The sequence below is a fragment of the Glycomyces sp. NPDC046736 genome (genome assembly GCF_040645615.1).
GTDB lineage: Bacteria > Actinomycetota > Actinomycetes > Mycobacteriales > Micromonosporaceae > Glycomyces.
On sequence record NZ_JBEYYO010000008.1, the window covers coordinates 66,109 to 88,097 of the forward strand.

The 21,989-nt window shown below is 71.1% G+C and carries 22 protein-coding genes; 13 read left to right on the forward strand and 9 right to left on the reverse strand.

What is annotated here, in order from left to right:
- Positions 1 to 21 precede the first annotated feature (21 nt).
- The 12 genes from AB0B28_RS10210 (at position 22) to AB0B28_RS10265 (ending at position 15,982) form a co-directional block, all read left to right on the forward strand.
- Complete coding sequence (locus tag AB0B28_RS10210) at positions 22 to 1,836, forward strand: ABC transporter substrate-binding protein (protein WP_360119272.1); 1,815 nt, start codon at positions 22 to 24, stop codon at positions 1,834 to 1,836.
- Positions 1,833 to 2,900, forward strand: coding sequence for an ABC transporter permease (locus AB0B28_RS10215; RefSeq protein WP_360119274.1), 1,068 nt, complete (start codon positions 1,833 to 1,835; stop codon positions 2,898 to 2,900). The genes AB0B28_RS10210 and AB0B28_RS10215 overlap by 4 nt, the downstream gene beginning before the upstream one ends.
- A gap of 4 nt (positions 2,901 to 2,904) precedes the next feature.
- Positions 2,905 to 3,816, forward strand: a complete 912-nt coding sequence (locus tag AB0B28_RS10220) for an ABC transporter permease (RefSeq protein ID WP_360119276.1) — start codon at positions 2,905 to 2,907, stop codon at positions 3,814 to 3,816.
- Positions 3,813 to 4,790, forward strand: a complete 978-nt coding sequence (locus AB0B28_RS10225) for an ABC transporter ATP-binding protein (protein ID WP_360119278.1) — start codon at positions 3,813 to 3,815, stop codon at positions 4,788 to 4,790. Before AB0B28_RS10220 ends, AB0B28_RS10225 begins: the two co-directional genes overlap by 4 nt.
- The gene (locus AB0B28_RS10230) at positions 4,780 to 5,781 is read left to right on the forward strand and encodes an ABC transporter ATP-binding protein (protein WP_360119280.1); all 1,002 of its coding nucleotides are present in this window, start codon (positions 4,780 to 4,782) and stop codon (positions 5,779 to 5,781) included. The genes AB0B28_RS10225 and AB0B28_RS10230 overlap by 11 nt, the downstream gene beginning before the upstream one ends.
- Positions 5,778 to 6,611 carry a M55 family metallopeptidase gene (locus AB0B28_RS10235; RefSeq protein WP_360119282.1) on the forward strand — a complete coding sequence of 278 codons (834 nt, stop codon included), beginning with the start codon at positions 5,778 to 5,780 and terminating at the stop codon, positions 6,609 to 6,611. Before AB0B28_RS10230 ends, AB0B28_RS10235 begins: the two co-directional genes overlap by 4 nt.
- Positions 6,604 to 7,908 (forward strand): M20/M25/M40 family metallo-hydrolase, encoded by a 1,305-nt coding sequence (locus AB0B28_RS10240; protein ID WP_360119284.1) that lies wholly within the window; start codon positions 6,604 to 6,606, stop codon positions 7,906 to 7,908. The genes AB0B28_RS10235 and AB0B28_RS10240 overlap by 8 nt, the downstream gene beginning before the upstream one ends.
- Positions 7,909 to 7,977: 69 nt before the next feature.
- On the forward strand, positions 7,978 to 9,912 hold the full coding sequence (locus AB0B28_RS10245; RefSeq protein ID WP_360119503.1) for a prolyl oligopeptidase family serine peptidase: 1,935 nt from the start codon (positions 7,978 to 7,980) through the stop codon (positions 9,910 to 9,912).
- Positions 9,909 to 10,832: an LD-carboxypeptidase gene (locus tag AB0B28_RS10250; RefSeq protein WP_360119286.1), complete on the forward strand. Its 924-nt coding sequence runs from the start codon at positions 9,909 to 9,911 to the stop codon at positions 10,830 to 10,832. Before AB0B28_RS10245 ends, AB0B28_RS10250 begins: the two co-directional genes overlap by 4 nt.
- A 226-nt stretch (positions 10,833 to 11,058) precedes the next feature.
- Positions 11,059 to 12,861 carry a glycoside hydrolase family 3 N-terminal domain-containing protein gene (locus tag AB0B28_RS10255; protein WP_360119288.1) on the forward strand — a complete coding sequence of 601 codons (1,803 nt, stop codon included), beginning with the start codon at positions 11,059 to 11,061 and terminating at the stop codon, positions 12,859 to 12,861.
- Between the two features lie 11 nt (positions 12,862 to 12,872).
- Entirely contained in the window at positions 12,873 to 14,132 is a 1,260-nt protein-coding gene (locus tag AB0B28_RS10260) for a DUF1343 domain-containing protein (RefSeq protein ID WP_360119290.1), read from the forward strand.
- Positions 14,133 to 14,251: 119 nt separating this feature from the next.
- A complete protein-coding gene (locus AB0B28_RS10265; RefSeq protein ID WP_360119292.1) occupies positions 14,252 to 15,982 on the forward strand; it encodes a serine hydrolase domain-containing protein in 1,731 nt (576 codons plus the stop codon).
- On the opposite strand, the gene AB0B28_RS10270 is transcribed toward AB0B28_RS10265, so the two are convergent.
- Complete coding sequence (locus tag AB0B28_RS10270) at positions 15,948 to 16,940, reverse strand: SDR family oxidoreductase (RefSeq protein ID WP_360119294.1); 993 nt, start codon at positions 16,938 to 16,940, stop codon at positions 15,948 to 15,950. The two genes, AB0B28_RS10265 and AB0B28_RS10270, sit on opposite strands and share 35 nt — an antisense overlap.
- Before the next feature lie 98 nt (positions 16,941 to 17,038).
- Between AB0B28_RS10270 and AB0B28_RS10275 the strand changes: the two genes are divergently transcribed.
- Positions 17,039 to 17,674 (forward strand): hypothetical protein, encoded by a 636-nt coding sequence (locus AB0B28_RS10275; RefSeq protein WP_360119296.1) that lies wholly within the window; start codon positions 17,039 to 17,041, stop codon positions 17,672 to 17,674.
- On the opposite strand, the gene AB0B28_RS10280 is transcribed toward AB0B28_RS10275, so the two are convergent.
- The 8 genes from AB0B28_RS10280 to AB0B28_RS10315 all read right to left on the reverse strand — a co-directional run bounded on the left by AB0B28_RS10280 (position 17,671) and on the right by AB0B28_RS10315 (position 21,801).
- A complete protein-coding gene (locus AB0B28_RS10280) occupies positions 17,671 to 17,781 on the reverse strand; it encodes an AraC family transcriptional regulator (RefSeq protein WP_360119298.1) in 111 nt (36 codons plus the stop codon). The two genes, AB0B28_RS10275 and AB0B28_RS10280, sit on opposite strands and share 4 nt — an antisense overlap.
- A 474-nt stretch (positions 17,782 to 18,255) precedes the next feature.
- Positions 18,256 to 18,819 carry a hypothetical protein gene (locus AB0B28_RS10285; protein WP_360119300.1) on the reverse strand — a complete coding sequence of 188 codons (564 nt, stop codon included), beginning with the start codon at positions 18,817 to 18,819 and terminating at the stop codon, positions 18,256 to 18,258.
- Positions 18,816 to 19,337 (reverse strand): DUF6286 domain-containing protein, encoded by a 522-nt coding sequence (locus AB0B28_RS10290; RefSeq protein ID WP_360119302.1) that lies wholly within the window; start codon positions 19,335 to 19,337, stop codon positions 18,816 to 18,818. The genes AB0B28_RS10285 and AB0B28_RS10290 overlap by 4 nt, the downstream gene beginning before the upstream one ends.
- Complete coding sequence (locus AB0B28_RS10295; RefSeq protein ID WP_360119304.1) at positions 19,334 to 19,714, reverse strand: hypothetical protein; 381 nt, start codon at positions 19,712 to 19,714, stop codon at positions 19,334 to 19,336. Before AB0B28_RS10295 ends, AB0B28_RS10290 begins: the two co-directional genes overlap by 4 nt.
- Positions 19,707 to 19,883, reverse strand: coding sequence for a DUF2273 domain-containing protein (locus AB0B28_RS10300; RefSeq protein ID WP_360119306.1), 177 nt, complete (start codon positions 19,881 to 19,883; stop codon positions 19,707 to 19,709). Before AB0B28_RS10300 ends, AB0B28_RS10295 begins: the two co-directional genes overlap by 8 nt.
- The gene (locus AB0B28_RS10305) at positions 19,883 to 20,197 is read right to left on the reverse strand and encodes a hypothetical protein (RefSeq protein WP_360119308.1); all 315 of its coding nucleotides are present in this window, start codon (positions 20,195 to 20,197) and stop codon (positions 19,883 to 19,885) included. Before AB0B28_RS10305 ends, AB0B28_RS10300 begins: the two co-directional genes overlap by 1 nt.
- Entirely contained in the window at positions 20,194 to 20,631 is a 438-nt protein-coding gene (locus tag AB0B28_RS10310; protein ID WP_360119310.1) for an Asp23/Gls24 family envelope stress response protein, read from the reverse strand. Before AB0B28_RS10310 ends, AB0B28_RS10305 begins: the two co-directional genes overlap by 4 nt.
- A gap of 84 nt (positions 20,632 to 20,715) precedes the next feature.
- Complete coding sequence (locus tag AB0B28_RS10315; RefSeq protein WP_360119312.1) at positions 20,716 to 21,801, reverse strand: cellulose binding domain-containing protein; 1,086 nt, start codon at positions 21,799 to 21,801, stop codon at positions 20,716 to 20,718.
- Positions 21,802 to 21,989: the final 188 nt, after the last annotated feature.

Sequence of the window (21,989 nt, forward strand, 5' to 3'; positions counted from 1 at the left end):
AATGCGAGGAACCAGCACCCCATGAATCCCCATGCCCTGATGCGGCGGTGCCTGTCCGCCGCGGCCGCGCTGATGCTGTCGGCGGGCGCGCTCGCCGTCACCGCGCCCGCCGCCGCGCAAGCGGACGACGACAAGAACACGCTGTTGATCGCCACCGACCAGGAGGTCGACACCTTCAACCCGTTCAAGCGGCGGTTCGTGATCACCTACAACACCAGCATCATGACGTACGAGACGCTCGTGCGCATGGGCACCGACTACGAGCCCGTGCCCGGACTCGCGACCGAGTGGGTCGAGTCGGCCGACGGCCTGGAGTGGACCTTCACGATCCGCGAGGGCGCCAAATGGTCCGACGGCGAGCCGCTGACGGCCCAGGACGTGGCCTACACCTACAACCTGATGATCGAGAACGAGGACATCAGGACCTGGAACATCGACTTCGCGGGGAACCTGGTCAGCGCCGTGGCCCCCGACGACACCACGTTCGTGCTCACCCTGGCGGCGCCGGCCCCGGCAGAGGTGCTCACCCGCGAGGTGTTCATCGTCCCCGAGCACATCTGGTCGGAGTACCCCGACCCTTCGGCCGACGACGCGAACCAGCCGCCGCTGGTCGGCTCCGGGCCGTTCCAGGTCACCGAGTACCAGACCGACGAGTTCGTGCGCCTCGCGGCCAATGAGGGCTACTGGGACGGCGCCCCGGGCTTCGACGAGATCGTCTACGACTACTACTCCGAGGCCGACGCGGCCGTGGCCGCGCTCGAAGCGGGCGAAGTGGACGTCGTCTCCGGGCTCAACCCGGCCCAGATGGACGCCCTGGAGAAGCAGGACCACGTCACCGTCAACGACGCGCAAGGACGCCGGTACGTGTCCCTGACGCTCAACCACGGGACCGTCACGCAAGACGGCACCGAGTTCGGCGACGGGCACCCCGCGCTCAAGGACCCGGTGGTGCGCAACGCGCTCCACACCGCGATCGACAAGCAGGCCCTGGTGGACACCGTCCTCGACGGCAGCGGCACCCCGGCGACCTCGCTGATCCCCTCGATCTTCGCGCAGTACCACTGGGACGGCGGCGACCAGCTCGTCCAGTTCGACATCGACGAGGCCAACCGGATGCTCGACGAGGCCGGCTACGAGCGCGGCGACGACGGGATCCGGACCATGCCCGGCGGCGGCGACAAGCTGAGCTTCCGGTTCTACCACCACGCCGACAACATCGCGTACGCCACGATCGTGCAGTTCGTGACCGAGTGGTGGACCGAACTGGGCATCGAGGTCACGCCCGAGCCGATCGAGCAGGGCACGCTCAACGACCTGGCCTACCTCGGCGAGTTCGACATCGCCTTCTCCGGCTGGGGCGTGGGCCCCAACCCGACCGAGCAGCTCGGCATGCACACGTGCGCGGTGCTCCCGACCCTCACCGACGGCTCCGAGCGCAGCAGCGAGAACTCGTACTGCAACACCGAGTACGACGCGCTCCACGAGCAGCAGAAGGTCGAGTCCGACCCCGACGCTCGCGCCGAACTGGTCAAGCGGCAGCAGGAGCTGCTGTACACCGAAGCGCCGGTGATCTGGCTGTACTACCAGAACACCACCGAGGCGTACAACCACGACAAGATCGGCGGCATGCAGACGCAGCCGAGCGAGGGCGGCATGATCACCGGCCAGCAGGGCTACGCGTGGGCGTACGTCTCCGCGCAGCCGCAGGCCGCAGGCGACGACGGCGGCGCCCCGATGTGGGTGTGGATCGCGGTCGGCGCGGCCGTGGTGGTCGTGGCCGCCGCTGCGGCATGGTTCGTGCTCCAGCGCAGGAAGACTGCGGACGAGCGCGAATGACCGAAGGCTCGCCCGCCGCGGACGGGGTCCCGATCGGGGCCTCGTCCGCGGGGCGCGCCGCGATGCGCGCCCCCGAGAAACGGATCTCCTCCGGCTTCGGCCGGTACCTGGCCAAGCACGTCGGCGGCGCCGCCGTGTCGCTGCTCTTGGTGCTGTTCTCCTCGTTCTTCATCTTCCGGCTCATCGCCGGGGACCCGATCGACCAGCTCACCCGCGAGCGGCCCGTCTCGCCCGAGGAGCGCGCCGCGATGCGCGCCGAACTCGGCCTCGACCAGCCCATGTGGCAGCAGTTCTGGGACTACATCACCGGGACGCTCACCGGCGACCTCGGCGAGTCGTTCCAATACCGCCGGCCGATCTTCGAACTCATCGTCGAACGGCTCCCGGCCACGCTCCTGCTCTCGGGCACCGGCATGGTCCTGGCGGTCGTGCTCGGCTTCTGGATCGGCACGCGCGCCGGATGGAAGCAGGGCAGCCGCTTCGACAAGGGCCAGGTCGCGACCGGGCTGCTCCTGTACTCGGCGCCCACGTTCTGGCTCGGCATGATCGTGATCCTGGTGTTCGCCAGGTACCTGGGGCTGTTCCCGGTCAACGGGATGCGCTCGCCGAGCACGCCGCCGGACTTCTGGTCCCAAGCGGTCGACATCGGACACCACCTCGTGCTGCCGGTCCTGACATATACGGCCGTGGTCTACGCGGGGTACCTCATGATCATGCGCTCGTCCCTGCTGGACGAGATCGGGAGCGACTACCTGACCACGGCGCGAGCCAAGGGGCTGCGCGACGACGAGGTGCGGCGCAGGCACGCCGTCCCCAACGCGCTGCTGCCCACGGTGACCCTGGTGTTCCTGGCCCTCGGCGGGGTCGTCAACGGCTCCATCGTGACCGAGACGGTCTTCTCCTGGCCCGGGCTCGGCAGCCTGTTCGTCCAGTCGATCTTCTACCCGGACCGGCCCGTGCTCCAGGCCCTGTTCGTGCTCTTCTCCGCCTCGACCATCCTCGCGGTGCTGTGCGCGGAGATCCTCTACTGGTTCATCGACCCGCGAATTAGAAGGTCCGGCTGAGACCATGACGACCACGACGGCGGTCTCCCCGCGCGCCCTGCGATGGGCGCGGCGGCGGCAGTCCTTCACGCGTTCTTGGAACGCCTACCGCAGCCAGAGGACCGGCATGATCGGCCTGGTGCTCCTCGGGATCATCGTGATCCTCGCGCTCAGCGCCCCGATCCTGATCGACGAGTCGGCGCTCTCGGTCACCCAGGCCACCGGCGAGCGCATGGCCCCGCCCTCGGCCGGGTACCCGCTCGGCACCGACGAGGTGGGCCGCTCGATCCTGGCCCTGACGCTGTGGGGCGCGCGCCTGTCGCTCCTCATCGGACTTACGGCCACGGTCGTGGCGATCGTGGTCGGCACCACCGTCGGGGTGACCGCCGGGCACGTCGGGGGCTGGTACGGGTGGGTCGCGCTGCGCATCTCCGACTGGTTCATGGTGCTGCCGAGCCTGGTGGTGGCGATCGCGCTGCTGGCGGTGCTGGGGCGCAGCATGTCCACCACGATCCTGGTGATCGCGATGGTGTCCTGGTCGGGCACCACGCGTCTGGTGCGGGCCCAGACGCTCACGGTGCAGTCGCGGCCGTACTTGGAGCGCGCCAAGGCGCTCGGGGCCGGGCACTGGCACCAGATGACCAAGCACATCCTCCCGAACGTGCTGCCGCTCGTGCTCGCCTCGGCGACGCTGCTGGTGCCCTCGGCGATCCTCATGGAGTCCTCCCTGGCGTGGCTGGGGCTGGGCGACCCGAACGTGGTCTCGTGGGGTTCGATCCTCAACCGGGCGTCGAGCAACGGCGCGGTCTCGGCGCACGCGTGGTGGTACCTGCTGCCGCCGGGCCTGGCGATCCTGGTCGTGGTGCTGGCGTTCATGATGTGCGGGCGGGCGCTCGAAGCCGTGTTCAACCCCAGACTGCGAGGTGAGCGGGGATGACGCTCCTGGAGTTCAAGGACCTGAGCGTGACCTACCGCGGCTCGCGCGGGCGCATTCCGGCCGTGCGCGGCGTGGACTTGAAAGTGGAGGCCGGGCGCACGCTCGGCATCGCGGGCGAGTCGGGGTGCGGGAAGTCGACGCTGGCGATGGCGGTGCTGCGGCTGCTGCCCAAGACCGCCGAGGTCACCGGCACGATCCTGCTCGACGGCGAGGACCTGCTGGAGATGGGCTGGGGGCGGCTGCGGGCGGTGCGCTGGACCGGCGCCTCGATCGTGTTCCAGGGCGCGATGCACTCGCTGAACGCGGTGCAGCGCATCGGCAGGCAGGTGGCCGAGCCGATCCTCGTCCACGAGGACGTCACGCCCGCAGAAGCCGGAAAGCGGGCCGAGGCGCTGTTGGAGCGGGTCGGGCTGCCGCCTTCGCGGGCGCGGAGCTTCCCGCACGAGCTCTCCGGAGGACAGCGACAGCGCGTCATGATCGCGATGGCCCTGGCCTGCGACCCGGACGTGGTGATCGCCGACGAGGCCACCACCGCACTCGACGTCATGGTGCAGGCCCAAGTGCTGCAACTGATCTCGGGGCTGGTGACCGAGCGCGGGGTGGGGCTGATGATGATCAGCCACGACCTGTCGGTGCTGTCGTCGGTGTGCGACACGGCCGCGGTGATGTACGCGGGGCGGATCGTGGAGCAGGGTCCGGCCGCCGAGGTGTTCGCCGAAGCGCGGCACCCGTACTCGGCGGCGCTCGGCGCGGCGTTCCCGGTGATCGGCGACCCAGCCTCGCGCAAGCGGCCCGGGGGCCTGGCGGGCGACCCGCCGAACCCGGCGAAGCTGCCCGAGGGGTGTTCGTTCCGGCCGCGGTGCGCCGTGGCCGAGGAGCGGTGCGGCGAGGCCGCGCCGCAACTCTTGGAAGTGGGCGCGGGCCGCTTGAGCGCGTGCTTCGTGGCGCAGGACGGGGAATCCATTGCAGTCTGAGGACAAGGTGCTCACCGCCCGGGACCTGCGGGTCGAGTTCGGGCTGCCGGGCGGGCGAACCGCGCGGGCCGTGGACGGGGTGGACCTGGACGTCTCCCCCGGCGAGATCGTGGCGCTCGCGGGCGAGTCCGGTTGCGGCAAGACCACGTTGGCGCGCACGCTGCTGGGCCTGGAGAAGTCGACGGGCGGGACGGTCGCGTTCGGCGGGGAGGCGCTGCGGCACTCGTCCAAGGCGCTCAAGGCCTACCGGCGGCAGGTACAGCTGGTGCTCCAGGACCCGACGGGGGCGCTCAACCCGCGGCACACCGTGTACGACGCGGTGGCCGAGGGGCTGCGCATCCACGGGATCACCGACGACGAGCCCGGACGGGTGGCCGAGGCGCTGTCGCGGGCCGGGCTGCGCCCGCCCGAGCAGTTCTTCCTGGCGTACCCGCACGAGCTCTCGGGCGGGCAGCGCCAGCGCGTGGTGATCGCCGGGGCTCTGGTGCTGGAGCCGAGCATCCTGATCGCCGACGAGCCGGTAGCCTCGCTGGACGCCTCGGTGCGCGGGGAGATCCTCTCGCTGCTCTTGCGGCTCAAGGAGGACGCGGGGCTGGGGGCGCTGGTGATCACGCACGACCTCGGTCTGGCGTGGAGCATCGCCGACCGGATCGCGATCATGTACCTGGGCCGGATCGTGGAGCAGGGCCCGGTCGAGCAGGTGCTCACCGAGCCGCGGCACCCGTACACGCGGGCGCTGGTCTCGGTCCTGCCGGGCGCGCCCGCGCTGAAGGCGGCCGTGCCCGAGCCGATCGTGCTGGCCGGGGAGCTGCCGGACGCGTCCAGGATTCCCCTCGGGTGCCGGTTCCGGCCACGCTGCCAGGAGGTCGCCTCGGGTGCGGCCGACGCGGTGCTGCACGAGTGCGAGGGCGAGGACCCGGCGGTGCTCGGCCCGGAGGCCGCGCCGCACTTGGTGGCCTGCCACTTGGACCGTGCGAGGATCGCGGCGTGAAGATTCTCATCAGCGCCGACATGGAGGGCGCGACCGCCGTGACGCATCCGGGGGACGTGCTGCCCGGGACGCCGGGCTGGGAGCGGATGCGGCCGGTGTTCACCGGGGACGTGAACGCGGTCCTGGCCGGGCTGCGGGACGGGACCGCGGTGGTGCCGCTGGTCAACGAGGCGCACTGGTCGATGCGGAACCTGCTGCTGGAGCAGCTCGACGCGGAGGCGGAGATGATCACCGGCCGCCACAAGGAGCTGTCGATGATGGAGGGCGTGCAGGACCCGGAGGTCGCGGGCGTGGTGTTCCTCGGCTACCACGCGGGGGCAGGCAGCGAGGGCGTGCTCGCGCACACCTACCTGGCGAACACGGTGACCTCGGTGTGGCTCAACGGGGTCCGCGCCAGCGAGGGGCGGCTCAACGCCGCCGTGGCGGCCGAGTACGGGGTCCCGGTGATCATGGTGACCGGTGACGACAAGACCATCGAGGACGCCCGCGGGTACGCCCCGGACGCCGTCGGCGTGGCCGTCAAGCACTACGTCTCGCGCTACACCGCGAGGTGCCTGACGCCGGAGACCACCGCGCGGCTCCTCCGCGAGGGCGCGAAGGCGGCGAAGGCCCTGGCGGTGCGCCACGAGCCGGTGCGGCAAGGCCCCTACCGGATCGAGATCGAGTTCGACGCCGAGCACCTGGTCGGCGCGGCCGAGGTGATCCCGGGCGTGGCCCGCTCGGGCGAGCGGCGCGTCGCGTTCGAGACGCCCACGATGTACGAGGCCATCAGGTGCTTCAAGGCCGTGACGACGATCGCCTCAGCGGCGATGGAGGAGCAGTATGGTTGACGCGCAAGCGGTCGAGGAGGTCGTCCGGTTCGCTTCGGAGCTGATCCGGATCGACACCACCAACCACGGCGGCGGGGACGGGAACGAGCGCGAAGCGGCCGAGTACGCGGCCGAGCATCTCGCCGCGGCGGGCCTTGCGCCGGAGATCCTGGAGAAGGCCCCGAAGCGGTCCAATGTGGTCGCCCGGATCGCGGGGACGGACCCGGGGGCCGACGCGCTGCTCGTCCACGGCCACCTCGACGTCGTACCCGCCGAAGCGGCGGACTGGAGCGTCCACCCGTTCTCCGGGGAGATCCGCGACGGGATGCTGTGGGGCCGCGGCGCGCTCGACATGAAGTCGATGGACGCGATGGTCCTGGCGATCATCGGGTCCTGGGCCCGCGAAGGGTTCCGTCCGCGGCGCGACATCGTCATCGCGTTCACCGCCGACGAGGAGGCCAGCGCCGAGTACGGGGCGGGGTACCTCGCCGAGGCGCACGCCGAGCGGTTCGCGGGCTGCACCGAGGGGATCTCGGAGTCGGGCGGGTTCACCTTCCACGGCGGGGACGGCAGGCGGATCTACCCGATCGGGGCGGGCGAGCGGGGCACGGCGTGGCTGGAATTGAGCGCGCGGGGCCGGGCCGGTCACGGCTCGAAGGCCAACCCGGACAACGCGGTCAGCAAGCTCGCCGGGGCGATCGCGCGGATCGGCGCGCACGAGTGGCCGGTGCGGATCACGCCCACGGTGCGGGCCGCGCTCACCGAATTGGCGGCCCTCTACGGGGTCGAGCCGGATCTGGAGGACGTGGACGCGCTGGTCGAGAGACTCGGCCCGGCCTCGCAGCTGGTGGTCTCCACACTGCGCAACAGCGCGAACCCGACGGTGCTTTCGGCGGGGTACAAGGTGAACGTGATCCCCGAGCACGCGCGGGCAGAAGTGGACGGACGGGTGGTGCCGGGTGGCGAGGCCGAGTTCAAGGCCACGATGGATGCCCTGTGCGGGCCGGACGTGCGGTGGGACTACCAGCACCGGACCGAGCCGTTGACCGCCCCGGTGGACTCGGCGACGTTCGCGGCCATGCGGGCCGCGATCGGCGAGTTCGATCCCGAGGGGCATCCGATCCCGATCTGCATGTCCGGCGGGACCGACGCGAAGCAGTTCTCGCGCCTGGGCATCACGGGGTACGGTTTCTCACCCCTGGGGTTGGGGCCCGAATTCGGGTACGGCACGCTGGCCCACGGGGTGGACGAGCGGGTTCCCGTCGAGGGCCTCGCCTTCGGGCTGCGGGTCCTGGACCACTTCCTGCGCAACGCGTGACACGAGCGAGGAGAACCGACAGTGGTGCAGACCCCTTACGGCGCTTGGCGGTCCCCGATCACCTTGGACATGGTGGCGGCCTCCGACGGCAGGCCGGGGCAGCTCGGCGCGGTGGGCGGCGAGCTGTGGTGGACCGAGCCGCGCCCGACTGAGGGCGGGCGGCGGGCGCTGGTGCGCCGCCGCGAGGGCGGCGAGGTCGAGACGGTGCTCCCCGCGCCGTGGAACGCCCGCAATCGCGTCCACGAGTACGGCGGGACCGCCTGGACCGGCGTCATCGCCGAACGCGGCCCGCTCGTGGTGTTCACCAACTTCGACGACCAGCGGATGTACCGGTTCGAGCCCGACGCGGGCAAGGAGCCGGTGCCGCTGACGCCCGAGGCGGCCACGCCCGCGGGGCTGCGCTGGTGCGAACCCGTGGTGGCCGAGGAGTTCGGCGAGGTGTGGGCGGTCCTGGAGGAGTCCACCGGGGACCGGCCCACCGACGTGCGGCGGGTCCTCGCGGCGGTGCCGCTGGACGGCTCGGCCGCGTCCGATCGGGGCGCGGTGCGCGAGTTGACCGACGACTCGTACCGGTTCCTGACCGGGCCCAAGCGCAACGCCGACGGCTCGCGGGTGGCGTGGATCGCGTGGAACCACCCGCACATGCCTTGGGACGAGACCGAACTGCGCACCGCCGAGGTCACCGAGGCCGGGGACTTCGCCGACGCGCGCACCGTGGCCGGGGGCGATGGCGAGTCGATCGCGCAGGTCGAATGGGCCCGCGACAACTCGATCATCTACGCGGGGGACCGCAGCGGCTGGTGGAACCTGCACTGGGTCGACCCCGACAGCCGCGAGACCGAGGTGCTGCACCGGGCCGAGGCCGAGTTCGCCGGTCCGCTGTGGTCGCTGGGGGCCCGGTGGTTCCAGGTGCTCGCCAGCGGCGACGTGGCTGCCGTCCACGGCAGGGGCGAGAGCCGCCTGGGGATCTTCGACGGCTGGGAGCGGCGCCTGGGTCGCGTCGCCGAGGCGTGGAGCGACTGGACCGCCGAGCTGGTGGCCGTGGGTGACCGCGTGTACGGCATGGCGGCCGGGCCGAAGAGCGGATACGAGCTCGTCGAGTACGACTCGGTGGCCGACACCGCGAAGGTCGTGGCCTCGGCGCACGAGGACAAAGTCGACCCCGCGTACTATCCCGAACCTGAGCACCGGACCTTCACCGGCCCTGACGGGCGCGAGATCCACGCGCACGTCTACGCGCCGCAAAGTCCCGATCATGAAGGGCCCGAAGGGGAACTGCCGCCCTATGTGGTGTGGGTCCACGGCGGGCCGACCAGCCATGTGCGGTCGGTGCTCGATGTGGAGCTGGCCTACTTCACCTCGCGCGGGATCGGGGTCGCCGAGGTCAACTACGGCGGCTCGACCGGGTACGGGCGCGAGTACCGCAACCGGCTGCGCGAGCGGTGGGGCGTGGTCGACGTCGAGGACTGCGCGGCCGTGGCGCGGGCGCTGGCCGACGAGGGCACGGCCGATCCGAAGCGGCTCGCGATCCGCGGCGGCAGCGCCGGGGGCTGGACCTCGGCGGCGTCGCTCACCTCGAAGGCCGCCGAAGGCGTGTACGCGTGCGCGGTGGTCAAGTACCCGATCCTCGACCTCGCGGGCTGGCGGGTCGACGACACGCACGACTTCGAGTCGCAATACGTGTACTCGCTCGTGGGGACCCCTGACGTGATCGTGGAGCGGTCGAAGCTGCGGTCCCCTGTGGACAACGCCGAGCGGATCCGGGCCCCGTTCCTGCTGTTGCAGGGCCTCGAAGACGAGATCTGCCCGCCCGCGCAGGCCGAGAGCCTGCTGGAGCGGATCGAAGGCCTGGGGGTGCTGCACGCGTACCGCACGTACGAGGGCGAGCAGCACGGGTTCCGGCGGGCCGAGACGGTCAAGGACGCCGTGCTCGCCGAGCACGCGCTGTACGCGCGGGTCTTCGGTTTCGAGGGCCCCGACTTCGATCTGGAGCTGCACACGTGAGCCTCGCACCGCTGGAGCGCCCCCGCCGGCTCGTCCCCGGGGACCGGGTCGCGCTCGTCTCCCCCGCGAGTCCGGCCCCGGCCGCGGGCTATGAGTCCGGGGCGTCCGTGCTGCGGTCCTGGGGCTTGGAGCCGGTGTTCATGCCGCACGCCAGGGACGTGCACTCGTTCCTGGCCGGGCGCGACGAGGACCGCGCGGCCGACTTCACCGAGGCGTGGTGCGACCCTTCGTTCGCGGCCGTGATCGCCACGCGCGGCGGCTACGGCGCGCAGCGGATGCTCGACCTGGTCGACTGGGACCGGATGCGCGCGGCCGGGCCGAAGGCCTTCGTGGGCTTCAGCGACGTCACGGCGATGCACGAGGCGGTCGCGATCCGCTTGGGCGCGTCCTCGATCCACGGCCCGATGCCCACCTGGTCGAAGTTCTGCGAGGACGCCTGGATGCAGGAGCACCTGCGCCAGACCCTGTTCGAGCCCGAGCGGGTCCAGAAGCTCGCTTCGGGGACGGCTCGGACCCTGGTGGGCGGCACCGCCACCGGGGTGACGCTGGGCGGGACGGTGACGCTGCTGTCGTCGGGGATCGGGACGCCCGAGCACCGGTCGGACCTCGCGGGCGGGCTGCTGCTGCTCGAGGACATCGGCGAGGAGCCCTACCGCATCGACCGGGCCATGACGCAGCTGCGGCGATCGGGCTGGTTCGACGAGCTCGCCGGGGTCGTGCTCGGCTCGTGGGTCGACTGCGGGCCGTACGAAGGGGTGCGCGAGGTGATGCTCGACCAGCTCGGCGGGCTCGGGATCCCGGTCGTCGAGGAGTTCGGGTTCGGGCACCGCGCGCCCTCGCTCACGATCCCGCTCGGGCTCACCGCGCACCTCGACGCGGACGCGGGGACGCTGCAATTCGAGGAACCCGCGCTCCGCTGAGCCTCGGCGCGGGATGGACGACTCCGTTGCGGGGCAACGGGATGCGTGACAGGTGAGGCCACAGGGGCGCGGCGGGCGCGAAACCCGCCGCGAAAATTCTCTCCGTAGTCTTGCCTTCACATGAAAGTTTCTGCCAGGATGAGCGAGTCGGGTGAAACCCGGTCACAGCGCACCTTTCCAAACAGGACCCCCATCCCCGTTTCCCGCTCAGACTGGAGTCCGTTCAATGGAGACCCATCCCCGCCGGACCGTGCTCGGCGTCGCCCTCGGGACCGCCGTGGGCGCCGCGGCCGCCGTCGCCACCTCAGGGGCCGCACAGGCCGGGCCCGGACGCAGCGACGCGGCCCACCGCCGCCGGTTCGTCAAGCGCCGCCTCAAGGCCATGAGCCTGGAGGAGAAGGTCGGCCAGCTCTTCACCACCTACGCGTACGGGCAGAGCGCCACCTCCACCGACGCCACCGACGTGGCGAACAACCGGGCCGCGCACGGCGTCGACAACGCCGCGCAGCTCATCGACAAGTACAAGCTCGGCGGCATCATCTACTTCGCGTGGTCGAACAACGTCGCCGACCCCGACCAGATCACCGCGCTCTCCAACGGGCTCCAGGACGCGGCCACCGGCCGCTGCGGGACCCCGCTCATCATCGCCACCGACCAGGAGCACGGCTTGGTGACCCGGATCGGGCCGCCCGCGACGCAGCTGCCGGGCGCGATGGCGCTGGGCGCGACCCACGACCCCGAGTCCGCGCGCGCCGCGGCCGTCATCGCCGGCCAGGAGCTGCGCGCGATGGGCCTGAACCAGAACTTCGCGCCCGACGCCGACGTCAACGTCAACCCCGCCAACCCCGTGATCGGGGTGCGGTCCTTCGGGTCCGACGCCGAGCACGTGGCCGCTTTCGTGGCCGCGCAGGTCGAGGGCTACCAGGAGAGGGGCGACCTCGCCTCGGCCGTGAAGCACTTCCCCGGGCACGGCAACACCGAGGACGACAGCCACCACTCACTCCCCCGCATCGACCACACCTTCGAGGAGTGGCAGGCGATCGACGCTCCGCCGTTCCGCGCGGCCATCGCGTCCGGCGTGGACGTGGTGATGACCGCGCACATCCAGTTCCCGGCGCTGGACGAATCGCTCACGCCCGCGACGCTGTCGCAGCCGATCCTCACCGGGCTCCTGCGCGAGGAGCTGGGCTACGACGGGCTGGTCATCACCGACTCGCTCCAGATGGAGGGCGTGAGGGAAGGCTACGGCGACGACCGCGTCCCGGTCCTGGCACTGCTCGCCGGGGCCGACGTGCTGCTCATGCCGATGGACATCGACCTGGCGTACAACGCGGTGCTCACCGCGGTGGCCGAAGGCGAGATCACCAAGCGGCGCATCGACCAGTCCGTGACGCGGGTCCTGGACCTGAAGTACCGGCTCGGGCTCTTCGACGACCCGTACGCCGACCCCGACGAGGTGGCCGGGATCGTGGGCATCCCCGAGCACCTCGAAGCGGCGCAGGCGATCAGCGACACCTCGGTGACGCTGGTGACCAACGACGGGACGCTGCCGATGGCCACCGACGGCGGGCACGTGCTCGTCACCGGCTGGGGCGAGGCCACTGCGGTGACGATCGCCGACGAGTTCACCGCGCGCGGCTGGACCCCGTCCACACTGGTCACCGGGCTCGCCCCGACCCCGGCGCAGATCGAGGCCGCCGTGGCCGCCGCCGAGGGCCAGGGACTGATCGTGGTGTCCACCAACGGGGTCGCCGACAATCCGGCGCAGGCCGAGCTGGTGCGCGCACTCGCGGCCACCGGGGTGCCGCTCGTGGCGCTGGGGGTCAGGAACCCCTACGACATCGCGTACTTCACCGATGAGGTGAACGCCTACCTGGCGACCTACTCGTACGCGGCCGACGCTCTCCAGTCGGCGGTCGGCGCCGTGGTCGGTTCACTCGCGCCGCAGGGAAAGCTCCCGGTCGACGTGCCCAGCGCCGACGACCCCGACGAAGTCCTGTTCGCGTTCGGTCACGGCCTCACCTACTGAAGGGCGATCCCATGCAGCGCAGAAGACTCCTGGGCAGTGCCATAGCGGGGACCGCGCTCGCGGCCGGCGTGGCGCTCCCGGCCCAGGCACACGGCAACGGCGGCGGACGCCGCGTCAAACCCGGGATCGAGGTCCTGGCCAAGCAGAACTTCGCCGCCCTCGCGGGGCAGCGGGTCGGGGTGATCTCCAACCCGACCGGGGTGCTGCCGGACCTGAGCCACGAAGTGGACCTCATGCACGCCAGCGGGAAGGTCGACGTGGTGGCCGTGTTCGGCCCCGAGCACGGCTTCCGGGGCGTGTCGCAGGCCGGGGAGGGCGAGGACTACTTCATCGACCCGAAGACCGGCCTGCCGGTGTACAACGCGTACAACGACAAGGACCGGATGGCCGAGCTGTTCGCCGAGGCCGGGGTCGAGACGATCGTGTTCGACATCCAGGACGTGGGCTCGCGGTTCTACACCTACATCTGGACGATGTACCTGGCCCTCGAAGCGGCCGGGCAGCTCGGGCTGCGGTTCGTGGTGCTCGACCGGCCGAACCCGGTGACGGGCCAGTCCGCGAGCGGGCCGGTGCTCCACCCCGAGCACGCCACGTTCGTGGGGCTCAAGCCGATCGCGCAGCGCCACGGGATGACCGTGGGCGAGCTGGCGACCCTGTTCAACCACGAGTTCGTCGAGACCGAGGCGGACCTGACCGTGGTGAAGATGGAGGGCTGGAAGCGCTCGATGTACTTCGAGGAGACCGGGCTCCCGTGGGTCGCGCCCTCTCCGAACATGCCCACTGTGGACACCGCGGTGGCGTATCCGGGGACGTGCCTGTTCGAGGCCTCGGCTCTGTCGGAGGGCCGCGGCACCACCAAGCCGTTCGAGCTGCTCGGCGCGCCGGGCATCGACCACACGTGGACCGAGGCGGTGCAGGGCCTACCGGGGACGCGGTTCCGGGAGGCGTACTTCACGCCGAGCTTCTCGAAGTGGACCGGGCAGGTCTGCGGTGGCACCGAGCTCCAGGTGACCGACCGGCGGCGCTTCGACCCGATCCAGACGGCGCTGACGATGATCGTGGAGCAGCGGCGGGCCTTCCCCGAGCACGGATGGCGGTCCCAGGACGGCGGGCAATCGTTCTGGCTGGACAAGCTCACGGGCAACCAGGCGGTGCGCCTGGCGATCGAGGCGGGCGCGGACGCCGAAGAGCTCCCCGCGATCTGGGCCGAGGAATTGGATGCGTTTTCCGAGCAACGGAAGTCGCATTTGCTCTATCGCGGCACCTCTTAGTGATGGCACGATAACCGGGAGACATGATGAAGCGTCGAACCGTGATCGGGGGCGCGACGGGGGCGGTGGTTTCTGCGCTCTCGTTCGCTCCCCGTGCTTACGCCGAGGAGCAACCCTCAATGCCCGAACTGACCGGCCCCCCTGATGCCGGACCCTACGACGTGACGTTCCCCGAGTCGCCGCTGCGGCTGCGCTCGGGGACGGCGCGGCAGGCGCGCCTGACCGCCGAGCACCTGGACCGGGTCGCCCCCGAACTGGACCTGCACCTGGAGGGACCGGCCCCGTCGTTCCCGGGGTACACGGTGCTGGGGGCGCGGCACGGCGTGGTGGCCCTGCACGAGGCCGGCGGGCACCGGCTGCGCTACTCGGGCTGGGACGAGGCCGCGAAAGCCCCGATCGAGCTCCCCGAAGACGAATGGGAGGAGGCCACCGAGGACACCGTCTACGACCTGGCCTCGATCTCGAAGCTGTTCACCGCCACGGTGACCGGCGCTCTGATGGACGACGGCCTGGTGGACCTCAAGTCGCAGGTGGTCGAGTACCTGCCGGAGTTCGACTCGACCGACCCGCAGAAGACCCCGATCACGTTGGGGCAGCTGTTGTCCCACACCTCGGGGATGATCTCGTTCATCAAGCTGTACGACCTGCCCGACGACGAGGCGCGGATGGCGGCGATCTACGCCCACCCGCTGCGCCGCGAACCCGGCAGCGGCTACGAGTACTCCGACCTCAACCTGATCGTCCTGGCGAAGATCCTCGAAGCGGTCTCGGGCAAGGGGCTCGACGAGCTGGTGGCCGAGATCGTGTGCGAGCCGCTGGGGCTGACCGACACCGGATACAACCCGCCCGATGCGGGCCGGACCGCGGCCACGGAATATCAGCCGTGGACGGGCCGGGGCCTGGTGCGCGGCGAAGTCCACGACGAGAACGCGTGGGGCTTCGGCGGCGTGGCCGGTCACGCGGGTGTGTTCGCCACCGCATGGGACCTCGCGGTGTTCGGGCAGATGATCCTCAACGGCGGCCGCTACGGCAACGCCGAGATCCTCACCGAATCCACCGCGCGGCTGGTCTTCACGAACCAGAACGCCGGGATGGGCGAGAGCGCCGCGCGCGGCCTGGGCTGGCAGCTCGACCAGCGCTGGTACATGGACGCCATGAACTCACCGGTCACGGTGGGCCACACCGGGTACACGGGCACGTCACTGGTGCTCGACCCGCTCGCGGGGACACTGCTGGTGCTGCTCACCAACCGGGTGCACCCCACACGGGACTGGGGCACGGCCAGCGCGTACCGGCGGGCGGCGAGTCGGCCGTTCGGGCGGGCGGTGCCGGTGCGGCCTCGGACGGGCACGCACTCGTGGTTCGCGGGGCTGGCCGACGAGTCGGCGGCGACGCTGACCGCGGCGCTGCCGCGCGGGGCCGAGCGGGTCGAGTTCGCGCTCTGGTACGACACGGAGGTCTCCGATCCCGCCGCGTTCGAGGCCAGTGTGGACGGCGAGACGTGGACGCCGGTGCCGGTGGACCTGCGGGTCGACGACCATCGCTGGGAGAGTGACGGGACGTTCTCGGGGTTCTCGGGGCGGCAGTGGATCGACGCCCGCGCCGAGCTGCCTTCGGGCGCGGTGGCGGTGCGGTGGACGTACACGAGCGACCCGCTGTACCAGGGCCGGGGCGTCTACGTGGACAAGGTGAAGGCCCGCGGGCGGCGCACGAGCGTCATCGACGGCTTCGAAGCCGTCGGTTGGGAACAGGTACGTGATTTAACGCGGTGGATGCGGCCCCGAGCGAAGCGCTCGGGGCCGTTCGCGTGCCGGTTCAGACGCCGTAGCGCTCGGCGAGGCGGTCCATGAGCGCGTCGGTCTCGGGGTCGACCACCTGGGCTTCGGGGTGGGCGTCGTACCAGGAGATGACCTCGCGCGCGCCGGTCTTGTAGGGGGTGGTGTCGAGGCCGAACTCGGGGACGAGGGACTTGACCTTGGCGTTGTCGAAGACCATCGAGTGGGCCTTGTCACCGAGGAGCCCCGCGCCCCAGTTCGGGTCGGCGGCGGCGATCGCGTCGGAGGGCACGTGGACGAGGTCGGGGTCTGCGACTCCGGCGGCGTCGGCGATGTACCGGAAGATCTGGTTCCAGGTGGGGGCCTCGTCGCCGGTGATGTGGAAGGCCTCGCCGATCGCGGCCTCCTTGCCGAGGAGGCCGGTGAAGCCCACGGCGAAGTCGCGGCTGTTGGTGATCGTCCACAGTGAAGTGCCGTCGCCGTGCACGATGACGGGCTTGCCTTGGCGCATGCGGTCGACGACGGTCCAGCCGCCGTCGAAGGGCAGCATGGTCTCGTCGTAGGTGTGCGAGGGGCGGATGATCGTGATCGGGAAGTCGTCCTCGCGGTAGGCCTTGACGAGGAGTTCCTCGCAGGCGATCTTGTCGCGCGAGTACTGCCAGTACGGGTTCTTCAGGGGCGTGGACTCGGTGACCGGCAGGTGGGTGGGCGGGGTCTGGTAGGCCGAGGCGGAGCTGATGAACAGGTACTGGCCGCAGCGGCCCTTGAAGAGGTCGATGTCGCGCTGGACCTGCTCGGGGGTGAAGTTGACCCAGTTGACGACCGCGTCGAAGGTGCGATCGCCGAGGGCCTTGCGCACCGATTCGGGGTCGTTCACGTCGGCGGTGACGAGCGCGGTCTCGGGCGGGAGGGTCCGCTCGCTGGTGCGGCCGCGGTTGAGCACGGTGACGTCGAGGCCGCGGCTCACCGCTTCGCGGACGCACGAGGTGGAGATCCGGCCGGTACCGCCGATGAAGAGCACGCTGACGCTCACGGGAAACCCCTTTCAGGTGAAGGACGGTCCCACCCTACTCGTCGCCGAGGAGGCGCTCTGGCCGGTTCGCTGTCGTACCAGTGAAGCACAATGTCCACATGCGCGCCTTCCTTCCCGACGGCCTCCCCTGGGGCCGCCCCGCCGTCGATTCGATCCCGCTCCCGCCGTTCGCCACGGCCGCCGAGCACGACCGGTTCACACGGATGCTGGCGCTGCACGTGGCCCTCGTGGACGAGGGTGGCCCGTCGCTGGCGGCCAAGATGCTGTGCGCGGCGCTGGCCCCGCGCGGGGAGCGGTCGGCGGGGTTGACGGCGTTCGAACTCCAAGTGGCGATGACGACGCTGTTCCCTGCGCCGTGGACCCCGCAGATCCTCGCCGAGCATCTCGCCGTGCTCAACGTCCGCAGCCCGAAGGCGCTCTCTGAGGGCCGGTGGACCTGGGACTTCGACCCGCATTTCATCGCGGCCCCGCGACCCGGCGGCGGGTGGACGATCGAGCGCAACGAACGGGGCAGCCGCAGCAGCCAGGATCTCGAACACGACGGCGACCTGGTGCTCCTGTGGATGGAGTGGTTCTCCGGACGCCGGTCCTACCCGTTCGGCTACCGCGTCGAGGACGGCGACCTGGCGGCGCTCGCCGACGCGGCCAAGGCGGTGCGCGAGGTCCACGCGCGAGACGTCGCGTTCGGGTACTCGGAGAACTGGCGGAACAAGCGGGACGCGGCGCTCGGTTAGGCGGCGGTCTCCCAGTGGGCGCGGAAGTCCCTGGGGCTCATGCCCTGGAGGCGTTTGAACGCCGAGGAGAACGCGAACGGGTCGGCGTAGCCGACGGCGCGGGCCACGGCCGAGGGTCGAACGCGCCGCGAAACCACGCGGGGGCGGTCTCCTGGTCTTCGAACCAGCAGCTCAACGTGCAGATCAGCCCCCAGTCGAGGACACGGTCCATAAGGGAGTTCCCGCCGGGTCCGTCGCGACACGCCCGGGCGCGTGGATCGACCCCTGCGGTCGGGTGTGTCCGAACTCGACTGCCCCCGGTTGCAATGATCGCGCGAGGGTACGACATCGCCGTGAAGCGAGCGGAACTCGCGCGCGAGAGCGAGAACCGGGGCGGCAGCGAGTGTCGGTGGCTCGCGCGATCATTTGCACCGGGGGCGCTTGCGTCGCGACACGCCCGACCGCGTGGATCGCCCCCTGCGGTCGGGCGTGTCCAAACTCGACCGCCCCCGACTTCTATGGTCGCGCGAGAGTATGACAACGCCCGAGCGTGGGGTACGGGCCCGTGCCCGCGTTACTGCGCCGCTTGCCCTCAGCCCTGTTCAGTGGACTCTTGGGGTCTTTCTTGCTCCTGGGCGGCGCGGTGCGTCGATGAGGACTCTCAATTCGACTTCGCCGTCTGGGAACGCCTTTTCGACCGACGCGGCCAGGGCGTCCGCCGCTCTGCGGAGCGATTCTCCGTCGCCTCTGGGGTCGACGCTCGCTCGCAGCTGGACGAGCTGCCCGGTGCCCGTGTGGGACCGGGAGCTGGTCACGTGGTCGACCGGGGCGTTGCGTTCCAGGCTCTCCCTCAGGCGCGGGGCCACCGAGCGCACGTCCACTTCGACCCTGTCGGTGCCCGAGGAGCCGAGGCGGATCTTGCCCGCCACCGGCCTCGGCACGCGGGCGATGAGCCACCACAGGGCGAGCGCCGCGAACACGATCGCGGCCGCGCCTGCGGCCCAAGGGAACCAAGAAGACTCGGCCACGTCGCGGACCGCGCCCGAATCCAAGCGCTTCCACAGGCCGAAGAAGTCGAACCGCCATTCGAGCACGGCGGCCCCGGCGGCGAGCAGGAGCAGTCCGAGGACCACCGCGGCCGCGCGGTCGATCGCGAGTATTCTCATCGGCTTCCCTCCTTGGCCTGCACGGACACTTCGAGATCGGCCAGGCCGGTGAGCCGCTCCCCCACCGCGTCGAGCACCCCGGCCACGCCCGACTCGGTGCCGGGCGCCAGCAGCGCCTCGACGCGGAGCCTGCGGCGGCGCACCTCGCCGTGGCCGTGGAGCACGCCGGGCGCGCGTTCGGCAGCGTCGGCCGCGAGCGCTTCGAGCGCGCGCGGCGAGACCCACAGGTCGCAGCGGCCCTCCACCGGCAGGTGGCTGCGGCGGGCCGGGACGCACGCGGCGATCAGGAACCACAGGCCCAAGAGCGCGGCCACGATCCCCGCGGCCAGGACCCACGTCTGCGGGGCCGGGTCGTCGAGGCGGTCCAAAGCGGCGAGCAGCCACGAGTCGCGCGAAGTCCAGCCGCGCTCGGCCGCGGCATGCTGCCCGAACAGGACTGCCAGGCCCGCCAGGAGGACCGCGCCGACGAGGCCGAGCCACGACGCGGCGGGTCGGCGGCGGGGGGCGCGGCGCTTCATTTGACTCTCCGTTCCGTTCCGTCCTCACTGTCGACCAGGTGCACGGTCAGGTCGAGGGCGGCCACGTCGAGCCCGGTGATCCGGGCGGCCTCCTCCCGCACCCGACGGGCGATGCCGCGCGCGGTGTCGGCGGTCGGCCCCGGCCAGCGCACGCCCACGTCGATGCTGGCCCAGATCCGGCCGTGCTTGACGGTGGCGCGGGCCTTGGGGTAGCCGCGGCCAAGCAGCGCGGCGCGAGTGGCCGAGCCGGGCGCGCCGAGCGCGGCGCCTTCGAGCACGTGGGCCACGGCCGTCTCATTGAGGCTGAGCGTGCCGCGTTCCTCGGGCGGTCGGTCGGTGCCGCCGGGCACGTCGGCGAGCGCGAATCCACTAGTCACGGCGGCCTCGGAACCAGTCGAGCACGTCGACTTCGCCGCTGAGCTTCCCGGCTATCGCGAGGCCGACCGCGCCGAGGACCACGGCGAGCAGGAAGCCGGTGAAGCCTCCGGTGGTCACCGCGATGGCCAGCAGGAGTCCGGCCAGCAGGCCGGCGAGCGTCGCTTTCATCATCGGTCCTCGTCTCTGGGTTCGGCCACGTCCTCGACGGTCACGGACACGGCCCCGTCGGTGAGCGGGGCCAGCGCGGCCTTGATGGCGGCGGCCACGAGCGGCATGTCGGCGCCCCAGGCGACGGCGACGTGGACGGCGCAGCCGCAGTCGTCGAAGCGCAGGCCCTTGATGCGGCGTCCGGGCAGGACGGTGGCGATCTCGTCGAGCATGCCGCCGTGCAGGCATTTGACGCCGGGGACCGCGAGCGCCGCCGCTGCGATCGCGTCGGCGCGGGCCGCGAAGTCGTCGGTCCCTGTCGCGGTGGCCGTCATTCCACCCGCGCTTCGTCCTCGTCGTCGCCGGACTCCCCTTCGAGGTGGACGTCGTGGACGACGATGTTGACCTCGGTGACTTCGAGGCCGGTCATGCGTTCGACCGAGCCGACGACGTTGCGGCGCACGCCCGCGGCGAGGTCGGCGATGGCGATGCCGTAGTCGGCGATGATGTCGAGGTCGACGGCGGCCTGGCGTTCGCCGACCTCGACCGAGACGCCTTGGCCGTAGTTGGTGCGCGAGCCGGGGATGCGCTCCTTGATGGCGCCGACGGTGCGGCTGACGCCGCCGCCGAGGGCGTGCACGCCGTCGACGTCGCGGGCGGCTATGCCCGCGATCTTGGCGACTACCTGGTCGGCGATGGTGGTCTTGCCCTGGTCGCTGGCCAGTGCGCTGGTGCTCTCGGCTTTGGTGGTGGTCGCCTTCTCGGTCATCGCACGCCTCCTCGGAGTCCTCGGTTTCGGCATACAGCCTCACACAAATGTGAGGCTGCCGTCACCGAAAGTGAGGTATGCGCGTCAGGGGAGCATCGGGTCCAGGGCTGCGAACCAGTTGGCGGCGATCTTGACGTAGCCGGCCTCGTTGGGGTGGACGCCGTCGTAGGCGTCGACGGCGGGGTCGAAGCCGGTGTGCTGGTCGACCACGACGATCGGCGAGTCGGCGGTGGTGAGGCCCGCGGCCCAGGCGGGGATCTGGGCGTTCAGGTCGATCGCGCGCTGCGGGCAGTCGGTGCAGCCGAAGGAGGGGTCCGGGTGGAGCGGGATGATCTGGGCGACCAGGATCAGCGCGTCGGGGTTGAGTTCGCGCAGGTCCTCCACGATGGAGGTGTAGGCGGCGAGGATCTGGGCGGGCGGGATGGCCGACCAGGCGTCGTTGGTGCCGAAGTGCATGAGCAGCACGTCGGGAGTGTTCTGCTCCAGCCAGTCACGGGCGCTGCCGTTGGCCACGGCTTGGGTGACCAGGACGCCGCCGTGGCCTTCGTGACTGGGGTCGGCCGCGCTCGGGGGGCAGCCTTGGGAGAGCGAGCCGACGAAGGAGATGTCGTGCCCGGCCTCGACGAGGAGGTCCCACAGGTTGCCCCTCCAGCAGCCGGGGCTGCCGGTGATGGAGTCGCCGAGGGGCATGATGGACACCGTCTCGCCGGGCGGTTCGGTGGGCTCCGCAGTGGTGGGCGGGTCGGTGGGGTCGATCTGGCCGTCGCAGAGGACGCCGTTGAGGGTGACCGCGGTGGGGGCCTGGGCGCTGCCCGATCCGATGAAGCCGAAGACCTCGCGGGTCTCGCCGGAGGCCAGGGACGCGTTCCAGCCCACGTCGGCGGCAGTGAAGGCGGTGCCGCTCTGGGTCCAGTCGGTGTTCCAGGCGCTGGTGACGGTGGTGCCGGAGGGGAAGTCCCAGGTGAGCTCCCAGCCGTCGACGGCGTCGGCGGCGGTGAGGGCCACGTTCGCCTGGAAGCCGCTCCCCCAGTCGCTGACGACCCGGTAGTCGACCTCGCAGCCGGTCTCGGCCTGGGCCTGGCCCGCGGTGGCGAGGCCGAGTCCCGCGACCACGAGCGCGGCCGCTCCGGCCGCGAGTGCTGACGTCCTTCGGGTGCGGTGGTTGTGCATGTCGAGCGCCCTTCGTGCCGGGGAGCATGCCGGGAGCGCTCCCAGATCGGAAGGGCAGCATACCAAGATCGAATTAATATAGTCAAGTGTACGAATATAAGCAGGGCGAACGAGAGGGCGCCGAAAATATTTCAAGGATTCTGGCAATCGGTTGCAGTCGGGGTATTGACGTTGAGAAAACCTTTACC